The organism is Gelidibacter sp. (assembly GCF_035577925.1).
In the GTDB taxonomy this organism is placed as follows: Bacteria; Bacteroidota; Bacteroidia; order Flavobacteriales; family Flavobacteriaceae; genus Gelidibacter.
This window is the reverse complement of sequence record NZ_DATJCY010000058.1, coordinates 1-10,577: the sequence shown is the minus strand read 5'-3', so window position 1 is coordinate 10,577 and position 10,577 is coordinate 1. Positions and strand designations below refer to the sequence as shown.

Here is a 10,577-nt window from a genome sequence, read left to right as displayed (position 1 = left end):
CGGTTTTCTCTTTTTACCTGATCTAACTTTTCTTCCAATCCGTTATCTGGAAGGATTATTTCGACGTTTTCTTTTAGTTTTTGAACTGTTTCCATGTTTTTTGAAAATAAAAAAGCCCGAGCGTAAACTCGGGCTTAAAGATTATGTTATAAAATTGTTTAATTATTAGTTTTGAAAATAGACACAACCGCTCCGAGCAAATATTATCTCAAAATAATAAGTGCTAAAAAAAGGAAGACGTAATATGTTGTTTAGTATTTTCATTTAATATGCAAAGATATAGCTTTCATTTTGAAGACACAAAATAAAATTGAAAGTGAAGTATATCAAATCAGTTAGACCTAAACATTATTGACTTTTAGGAATTTTAAATAGTTCATTAACAAATAAAATATCCCCTTTACAAAAAAACCTTGTAATATAAAAGTAACTTAAAAAAATAAATTATTGGCCCGTCAACCAATTGTTTAAGGTAGATCCGATTGAAAATATATTCAAGCTATAATTGCATCAACTTCTACTTAGCAATATTAACAGCTCTCGTTTCACGTATAACGGTAACTTTAACTTGTCCTGGATATGTCATATCCGTTTGGATTTTTTGAGAAATCTCAAACGACAAATTAGCAGCTTGCTCATCAGAAACACGATCGCTTTCTACCAGTACTCGTAGCTCACGTCCTGCTTGGATGGCATAAGCTTTATTAACCCCGCTAAATCCAAAAGCTACATCTTCCAAATCTTTCAATCGTTGGATATACGAATCTAAAACTTGACGTCGTGCTCCAGGTCGTGCTCCAGAAATAGCATCACATACCTGAACGATTGGCGCCAATAAGGTAGTCATTTCAATTTCGTCGTGATGCGCGCCAATAGCGTTACAAACCTCTGGTTTTTCACCATACTTTTCAGCCCATTGCATTCCTAAAATGGCGTGTGGCGTTTCCATATCAACTTCCGAATCTGGAACTTTACCTATATCATGAAGTAAACCGGCACGTTTGGCTATTTTAGGATTCAAACCTAATTCGGCAGCCATTACACCACAAAGTTTTGCAACTTCACGTGAGTGTTGTAACAAGTTTTGACCATAAGAAGAACGGTATTTCATTCGTCCAACCAGTTTAATCAGCTCTGGATGCAAACCATGGATTCCCAGATCGATAACAGTACGTTTACCAACCTCAATGATCTCCTGCTCAATTTGCTTTTGTGTTTTTTGGACCACTTCTTCAATTTTAGCAGGATGTATCCTACCATCGGTAACTAATTTATGAAGTGATAAACGCGCTACCTCTCTCCTAACAGAATCAAAACAAGATAAAATAATTGCTTCTGGTGTATCATCAACAATGATTTCAACACCTGTTGCGGCTTCAATGGCACGGATATTTCGACCTTCACGACCGATAATACGTCCTTTAACGTCATCAGATTCAATATTAAATACAGAAACACAGTTATCGATAGCTTCTTCTGTACCTATACGTTGAATGGTATTAATAATAATTTTCTTTGCTTCTTGTTGTGCGGTAAGTTTGGCTTCTTCAAGGGTATCTTGAATATACGCCATAGCATCAGCTTTGGCTTCATTTTTAAGTGACTCTACAAGCTGTGATTTTGCCTCTTCAGCCGATAAACCTGAAATGACTTCAAGTTGCTTGACCTTGCTCTTATGGGCTTTATCAACTTCCTCTTTCTTTTTCTCCAAAAACTCCAGTTTAAAATCATAATCTTTGATTTTCTCTTCTATTTCTTCCGTCAGTTTTCTGTTTTTGGAAAGTTCGTTTGATACTTGCGATTCTTTATCCCGTGTTCTCTTCTCGGCTTCGGCCATTTTTTTATCACGAGAAAGAATGATTTTCTCATGTTCTGCTTTCAGTTCAATAAACTTTTCTTTGGCCTGCAAAAGTTTGTCCTTCTTAATTGTTTCACCTTCAGAATTAGCTTGCCTTATCAAAGAGCTTGCCTCATCTTGCGCAGTCTTAATGATTTTTGAAGCGTTGTTCTTCTCCAATATCTTAGCTATAATATAGCCCAGTATTATCCCTAATACTGCACCACCAACAATTAATAAAATTGTATTCGTATCCATGTTTAGTTTAGTTTAAAAAATAAAATAATTCAATATCCCATCAGATGGGAACGGTTCTACAACATAATTTTAAAGTCATGTCCTAAAACCAAAAAAAAAGCCTACATCAGTTTCGAATTTTGCATAAACCCCTTAAAAACAAGTTTAGGGTTAACAAGCTGGTCAAAAATCTGCTCGAAGGCAGCCCGATTTCACAACTAAAACTCACCCTTTTTAAAGAATTAACGTTGAGTTCATCAAAAAAATTAACTAATGTAGGCAGTAACCTATTGTATTTTAAAGAACGCTAAGAGCTTAAATGCAATTGAAGAAGTTCATCTAAAGCGGTCAATTTATTTTTAACCTCTTCACTTACATTATCTTTATCTATTATCTTTTGCTCCACTTGAGACGCAAATTGCAAGGCACACATCGCCAAAACATCTTGTTTGTCCCTAACGGAATAATTTTGCTCAAATTGATTGATCATAGTTTCAATTTTCTTGGCGGCTCGTCGCAATCCTTCCTCCTGATCGGGTGCAATGGTCAAAGGATACACCCTATTTGCAATGGATAGCTTAATTTTTAGCTGTTCTGACATTAAATACTATGCTTACATTATTGAGATAATTGTGCTATACAATGATCTATATCTTTTATTAATGTATTTATTTTGAGCTTTGTCTCTCGTTTGTTTTCATCACTGCCCAACATTGAATTTGCAATTTTAAGGGCATCATACCGCTCAATCCAAGAGCTCAATGCCTCTTGTTGCTGAATAATTTTTAATTGAGCTGTGGCCAATTCTTCCGAAAGTTTAGCATTAGTTTGTTTCAAAACCTCTTGCTTGTGTAAAACCTTACTGATTTTATTCTCTAAAGAATCAACAATGTCTTCAACTTTACTCATTTACAAATTTCAATACTGATGTAACAAAGTTAACATACCTAAATAGAAATCGCAATAGTTTTATCATAAATTTTAAAAATATAAGTTTTAAATGAGATAAACATGTTTAAATATTTAAATATCAATATTTTACATAATAAAAAACAAAGAAGAATAAATTTGAATCATATTTTACTGTTGACTTAAAACACATCTCATATAGTGCAAACCGATCGGACTTTAATTCAATTTATTCTAAAAAAATCAATATTTTATACTGACACATAAGTATGAATATTGCTTAAAACCTAGTAATTAAATTTCTACTTTTTATAATCAATTAAGTATATGTTTAAAAAAAATAGTTTGAATTATTATAGTTGTTTTTGATAGATTTTAGTTTTTGATAATGCAGATTTAGCGGGCTAAATCAATCAATCAAAGGCCAAAACATGCTAAAAGACAACTAAGAAGAATAAATACTTCTTCCAATAATAAATATGTCGTTAAAATCTAAACAGGTCCTAAGATTTAAAATTACATCAACTACTTACGTACCATTATAATTTACCATCAACTTTAACTAGCCATTACTTTAGGCACTCCTAACTTTTTTTAATATTTTTAGCCATTCAAATTTAGCTATGAAATTTTTATTTTCCGCCCTCATTTTTACCACAATTGCTTTTTCTCAAGTAGAATATCCTAAAGACTATTTCAGAAGTCCATTGGATATCGAATTAATCCCTTCGGGAACTTTTGGCGAATTGCGAACCAATCATTTTCATGCAGGCATGGATATCAAAACACAACAACGCGAAGGCCTCAAAGTTTACACTGTGGCCGAAGGTTACGTCAGCCGCATAAAAGTATCGCATTATGGCTATGGTAAGGTCATATACATTACACATCCCAACGGTTATACCAGTGTTTACGGACATTTATCGAGTTACGCACCAAAACTGGAAGCCCTAGTGAAAGCAAAACAATATGAACAAGAATCGTATGAAGTGGAAATACTTCCAGCCGCTAATGAAATAAAGGTGAGTCCTGATGAAATTATCGCATATTCAGGAAATACGGGAAGTTCTGGCGGTCCGCATTTACATTTTGAAATCAGGGATCAGCAAGAACGTGTGATCAATCCTTTACTTTTCGGGTTTAAAATCCAGGATAAAAAAACGCCGTTTGTGACCAATATCTATGCTTATACAAAAGATGAAACAGCTTTTGTAAATGGCGAAAATGGCCGAGTGGAATTGCGCCTCATTCCAAATAAAAACAAAGATTACCATGTAGAAAGTATAAACGCTTACGGCGCTATTGGTTTTAGCGTGGTAAGTTATGATCAACAGGATTTGGCCGTTAATCAAAATGGTATCAATACGCTAGAAACCTTTTTTAATGGGAGTAAGAAATTTGAAATGAACTTTAACCGTTTCTCATTTGGCGAAACTAGACATATCAATCGATTTATTGATTATGAACTTTTTAAAACCAAGAACAAGCGTTCACAAAAATTGTTTGTTGAAGAAGGCAATGTCCTAAGCTTATATGATAATGTTGATATGGACGGTTATGTAACCATAGAAGATAGTACAGCATCGGTTTACAAAATCAAAATCAAAGATTTTCATGGCAACGAATCGTGGGTGACCATTCCTATTAATGGGAAAAAAATATCAAAAGAGCCTAAAGCGATAAATACCATTAATAAAACTTATATTTTTTCAGAACAACCAACCAATCTGAATCAAAATAATGTAACGGTTTATTTTCCGGCCAACAGTTTTTACGAAGACACTTTTATCGATTTTAAAGTCAGTAACGATACACTTTATTTACATAAAGACATTATTCCGCTTCAAAAAAATGTATCCATTCAATTTGATGTCAGTAAATATAAAGATGCTGAAAAAGACAAACTCTATATTGCAGAACTGATTGGTCGAAGAAACTACCCTAGCTATTTACGCACCAAACGCAATGACAACGTATTATCGGCAACATCAAATGCTTTGGGAACTTATACTTTGGTTATGGATACTCAAGGTCCAAAAATATCGGCAACCAATTTTCAGGATGGAAAATGGCTGAGCAATTTCCGTTATCTTAAATTCAAAATCACTGATGATCTTTCAGGAATCAGTAATTATAGGGCCACCATTAATGGCAAGTGGATTTTGATGGAATATGAATACAAAACCAATACGCTAACCTTCGATTTTAATGATAATGTGGTTGAAGATACCAAAAACGAATTGAAGCTGGTTGTAACTGATAATGTTGGAAATAGTTCTACATTTGAGGCAACCTTTTTTAGAAAATAAAACCAACCAGTTTGAAACTCTATTTTCACTTTTTATGCTTTAGCTTTATGGTGTTGCCATTTTTGGGATGGTCACAACACGCCACTATAAAAGGTGTTATTTTAGACGGTTCCAATAGGCCAATTTCAAACGTCAGCATTCAATCGGGAAACTTTGGGACCACCTCCAATGACAATGGCTTTTACGAATTAAAAGTTGCGATACATACTGATGTCACGCTAGAGTTTACACATATTTCTTTCAAACGTGTAGTGGCCAAGTTCAATCTCAAAAACGGACAGATTATAGAGTTCAATCCTGTTATGGATTTGAACGTTGAGCAAATAGCAACTGTAATTATCAATACCAATCAACGGCAATCGGTAGATGGCGTGATCACCATTGCTCCAGCCCTACTCCGTACCATAAAAGGCGCACAGCCTGGTGTTGAGAATATTCTAAAAACTTTGCCTGGTGTCAATATCTCCAACGAACTCAGCACACAATATTCGGTACGAGGCGGTAATTTTGATGAGAATTTAGTTTATGTTAATGGTATTGAAGTTTACCGCCCATTTTTAGTGCGTTCAGGACAACAGGAAGGATTAAGCTTTGTCAATACAGATTTGGTACAAAATGTCGAGTTTTCAGCAGGTGGTTTTCAGGCTAAATATGGCGATAAATTAGCTTCTGTTTTGGATATTACTTACAGAAATCCGATGAAATTCGGTATAAACGCCAACGTTTCCTTATTGGGTGGTAGTATTTCTGCGGAAGCAATCTCCAAAGATTCTAAATTATCCGGAATTGTTGGGTTACGTTACAGAGACAATAGTTTGGTTTTAAGTTCCTTGGAAACTAAAGGTAATGTAAAACCGGTTTTTGCCGATGTGCAAACGTATTTCACATATAAGTTTACCGATAAATTCCATGTCAATTTTTTAGGTAACATTTCGAGCAATACTTATGAATTTGAGCCGACTAACCGAAAGACCAACTTCGGAACCATTGCTAATCCCATGGCTTTATTGGTGTATTATGAAGGTCAGGAAAAAGATGCTTACAACACTTATTTTGGAGCCATTAAAGCCAATTATTTTGTTAATGATGATTTGACTTTAAACCTGACTACTTCAACATTTCATACCACTGAAGAAGAGTATTTTGATATTTTGGCGCAATACCGATTGGGGGAAGTGAACAGCAATATTGGTGATGAAAATTTTGGCGATGTGGAGTTTAGCGAAGGCATTGGTTCGCAATTAACCCATGGCCGAAATGATTTGGATGCGTTGATAACCAATATTGAACATAGTGGAAATTACAAATTGGAAGATCATACTTTTGAATGGTCCTTAAAATATACGCACGAAGATATCCGTGATCGACTGGTAGAATGGGAAATAATCGATTCGGCAGGTTTTTCAATCCGACCTCCAAAAATGGATGTTAACAACAATCAACCTTATGAAGCTTTCAGAGGTCCTTTAGTACCGTTTCAAAATGTACGCGCTACCAATTATGCCAAAATAGACCGTTTTCAGGCGTATGTACAATGGAGTAAACGTGCGGAGCTGGGCAATCACGACGTGTTTTATAATTTTGGAGTTAGAGCACATAACTGGGCCGTAAGCGGAACCGGCATCAACAACACAACGCAAACCGTTTTTAGTCCAAGAGCGCAATTCGCCATCAAACCCGATTGGGAAAAAGATATGCTGTTCAGGATTGCCGGCGGACTGTATTACCAACCACCTTTTTATAGAGAATTAAGAGATTCTTCCGGGACAATACGTCCAGATGTCAAGGCTCAAAAATCAATACATTTGGTTTTGGCCAATGAATACAGCTTTAAAATGTGGGACCGCCCTTTCAAATTGGTTTCTGAAGCTTATTACAAACATTTGACCGATGTGAACCCTTATTCTTTAGAAAATGTGAGGATCAGATACCGTGCTACCAATAATGCTACAGCTTATGCGTATGGATTGGATCTACGACTAAATGGCGAATTTGTTCCCGGCACCGAATCATGGTTCAGTTTTGGTTATTTAAAAACCGAAGAAAATATTGAAAACCAAGGCTATATTGCAAGACCAACAGATCAACGTCTAAAATTTGGGATATTATTTCAAGATTATGTACCTAATATTCCGGCGTTAAAAGTGTATCTCAATCTCGTTTACAACACTGGCGTTCCAGGCGGTTCACCAAGTTATGCCGATCCTTATGTTTATCAAAACCGATTGCGCGATTATAAACGTGCCGATGTTGGATTTTCATATACTATTATCGATCAAGAAAAATCACAACACAACAGACAAAAAAGCGTATTTAAAGAATTGACACTTGGCGTAGAGGTATTTAACATCTTTGATGTTCAAAACTCCATTACCAACACTTGGGTAAGAGATGTGTACAGCAAACGCCAATACGCCATTCCCAACTATCTAAGTCCGCGGGTTTTTAATGTCCGAATGTCAATGTTATTTTAAGAGTTTTCTGGTTTTCTTATTTTTCATCTCTCTCAAAGATACTAAACACAATATACTTCCATAAACATCAGTGATAATCAGTTCGATCAGTGTCATCAGTGTTCAGTTAATAAAGTTGAAACCGAAGTTGAAGTCGAATAAATTCAGGCATCCCAAGAAAATCAGCTAAATCAGTATTATCAGTGTTCAGTTAATGAAGTTGAAACCGAAATTGAAGTCGAATAAATTCAGGTATTCCAAAAAAACCCGTGAAAATCCACTAAATCAGCGTTATCAGTGTTCTATTTCTACTACAGAGAAAAATCAGTGAAATTTCCGAAATTAGCGTCTAAAAAACATTCAATTCAGCACAATCAGCGTCATCAGTGTTCAATTAATGAAGTTGAAACCGAAATTGAAGTCGAATGAATTCAGGTATTCCAAAAAAATCCGTGAAAATCCACTAAATCAGCGTTATCAGTGTTCAATTTATAACCACAGAAATTCGTGTCTAAAAAAACTTAGTTTTCAACAAATTCCTTCAGAACCCCAATCACATAATCCACTTCATCCTTGGTATTTAAACTCGAAAACGAAAATCGCACCGACGGTTTCAACAAATCCTCAGCATTTAGTATTTCGGAAAGCACATGCGAATTCTGATTGCTCCCACTCTGGCAAGCAGAACCCTTAGAGCAAGCAATGCCATTTAAATCCAGCTGAAAATGCAACATTCCACCTTTGTTCGGAGCCACTGGCAAACAGACGTTGATTAGCGTATAAGTACTCAAATCAGGATGTTCACAATTACCATTAAACAACATGTTTGGAGACAATGATTTTAATTGGTCAATGAAATAAGTTTTCAGTTCTTGAATTTGGGCTCTATTATTTTCCAAATCGGTATAACTCAACTTCAAAGCTTCCTCCATACCCACAATATTATGGATGCTTTCAGTTCCGGCGCGATAGCCACGTTCCTGTTCACCACCAAATATAGAAGATTTAATACCCGAACTTTTTCTTATAAAAGCAAATCCAACACCTTTCGGCCCATGAAACTTATGGGCACTTGCCGCCAAAAAATCAATTGGAACAATACTCAAATCCAAGGCATAATGCCCAACAGATTGGACGGTGTCACTATGAAACAAAGCACCGTTGGCTTTACAAATAGCGGCGACTTTATTAAGGTCCAGTATATTACCAATCTCATTATTGACATGCATCAAACTCACCAGTTTTTTATTTGGAGACTGCAACAAACGCTCCAGATCAGCCATATCAATCGCCCCATTATCAAGCAGTTTTACATAACTGATAACAATGCCGTATTCTTTTTGAAGATGTTCAACCGTATGCAAAACTGCATGATGCTCTAATTTACTAGTAATAATCTCAGCAACACCCAAATCCCGAACCGCACTTCGCAAAATTAAATTATCGGCTTCCGTACCTCCAGAAGTAAATACAATTTCCGAAGCTTGAACATTAAAATAGGAAGCTATCGTTTTTCTTGCCGTTTCCAGCAATGATTTAGCCGATCGGCCCACGCTATGTGTTGATGACGGATTGCCGTACTGCAATTGCATCGTTTTAACCATACGCTCAATCACCGCATCGTGCATAGGCGTTGTTGCTGCATTATCAAAATAAATCTGTTTCATTATAAAATCCTTTCAAAACACAAAAATACTTCAAATAAAATTATTTCACCGATGACACGTTATAAATTGACAAATGCCTTATTTTTGCTTCAAAATTGATTGAAATGCGTAAATTATTTTATCTGTTAAGCCTTTTTTTATTAGTTTACACGTGTGATGATGGCGATATCATCGACGTAAAATTAGATTTTGATAAGGAATTGTCTATGTGTAATTTAAGTGCAGATAATTACTTTTTGTATGATATCAAAACAAATCCAGGTGAATCCTTAAGTCTCATTTTCCCAAAAAACACGACCACAAACCTCATTTTCAATCCGCCACAAAACAATTACGAAACAACCTTGACCATCAACGGCACCAATACACTGTTCAATTATAGAACGTATGATGGCAATCCGGAGCAAATGATTTGCAGCATATTATCCGATCCCAATGTCAACATTATAAAAGACTATACCACAAATTCGGGTACGGTCACTATCATTACCACTTATGTTGATGATGACGATGATGGCATTCCGGCACATCTTGAAGACGCCAATTTAGATGGTGATAATGATCCTGCTACAAACCCTACTGATACCGATGGCGATGGCATTCCGGATTATCTCGATGCCGATGATGATAACGATAATGTGTTGACCAAAGATGAAAAACACAATTATACTAAAGCCGACGGACTTTCAAAAGCCCAAGATACCGATGGTGATGGCATCCCGGATTATTTGGACGATGATGATGACGGCGATGGCGTATTGACCCGCCATGAAGATGCTGATTTGGATGGCGATCCAACAAATGATCGTGACAGCAGTTCGCCAACACCTACCGTACCACGGTATTTGGACAAAGAATCCAAAGACACTTTCGATTATCAAAAGTTCAATAAAAACGTGTACAAACGTACCTACACTATCAAGTTTTATATCAAAAATGTGAATCTGGAAGTTATCAGCTTAACAGAAATTGATTTTGGAACTTATACCTACAGTGTATTAATTGAAAGTGAATAATACGGATATTAAAGTTCTCAGTTACACTGAAAAAAAACAGCCTTTAACTGATGTGTTAAAGGCTATTTTTGTTTCTTATTATAAGGTTTGTCTCAAAAAACACAAATATCTCCATATCTATACGATATCAAAACACCACCCCTACCCAT

The 10,577-nt window shown here is 35.7% G+C and carries 7 protein-coding genes and 1 other RNA gene; 3 read left to right on the top strand and 5 right to left on the bottom strand.

Annotated features, from left to right (window positions below; translation table 11 throughout):
* Window positions 1-517 precede the first annotated feature (517 nt).
* The 4 genes from rny to VNJ50_RS01805 all read right to left on the bottom strand — a co-directional run bounded on the left by rny (window position 518) and on the right by VNJ50_RS01805 (window position 2,983).
* Window positions 518-2,095, bottom strand: coding sequence for a ribonuclease Y (gene rny, locus VNJ50_RS01820; RefSeq protein ID WP_325578485.1), 1,578 nt, complete (start codon window positions 2,093-2,095; stop codon window positions 518-520).
* A 125-nt stretch (window positions 2,096-2,220) separates the two neighbouring features.
* Window positions 2,221-2,328, bottom strand: a non-coding RNA gene (gene ssrS / locus VNJ50_RS01815) — 6S RNA.
* A 53-nt stretch (window positions 2,329-2,381) separates the two neighbouring features.
* The gene (locus VNJ50_RS01810) at window positions 2,382-2,675 is read right to left on the bottom strand and encodes a cell division protein ZapA (RefSeq protein ID WP_325578483.1); all 294 of its coding nucleotides are present in this window, start codon (window positions 2,673-2,675) and stop codon (window positions 2,382-2,384) included.
* 17 nt (window positions 2,676-2,692) lie between these two features.
* The gene (locus tag VNJ50_RS01805; protein WP_325578481.1) at window positions 2,693-2,983 is read right to left on the bottom strand and encodes a hypothetical protein; all 291 of its coding nucleotides are present in this window, start codon (window positions 2,981-2,983) and stop codon (window positions 2,693-2,695) included.
* Window positions 2,984-3,606: 623 nt separating this feature from the next.
* On the opposite strand from VNJ50_RS01805, the gene VNJ50_RS01800 reads away from it, so the two are divergent.
* Window positions 3,607-5,292: a M23 family metallopeptidase gene (locus VNJ50_RS01800; RefSeq protein WP_325578480.1), complete on the top strand. Its 1,686-nt coding sequence runs from the start codon at window positions 3,607-3,609 to the stop codon at window positions 5,290-5,292.
* 47 nt (window positions 5,293-5,339) lie between these two features.
* A complete protein-coding gene (locus VNJ50_RS01795) occupies window positions 5,340-7,766 on the top strand; it encodes a TonB-dependent receptor (protein WP_325578488.1) in 2,427 nt (808 codons plus the stop codon).
* A 500-nt stretch (window positions 7,767-8,266) separates the two neighbouring features.
* On the opposite strand, the gene VNJ50_RS01790 is transcribed toward VNJ50_RS01795, so the two are convergent.
* Window positions 8,267-9,412 carry a cysteine desulfurase family protein gene (locus VNJ50_RS01790; RefSeq protein ID WP_325578479.1) on the bottom strand — a complete coding sequence of 382 codons (1,146 nt, stop codon included), beginning with the start codon at window positions 9,410-9,412 and terminating at the stop codon, window positions 8,267-8,269.
* A 104-nt stretch (window positions 9,413-9,516) separates the two neighbouring features.
* On the opposite strand from VNJ50_RS01790, the gene VNJ50_RS01785 reads away from it, so the two are divergent.
* On the top strand, window positions 9,517-10,428 hold the full coding sequence (locus VNJ50_RS01785; RefSeq protein WP_325578477.1) for a hypothetical protein: 912 nt from the start codon (window positions 9,517-9,519) through the stop codon (window positions 10,426-10,428).
* Window positions 10,429-10,577: the final 149 nt, after the last annotated feature.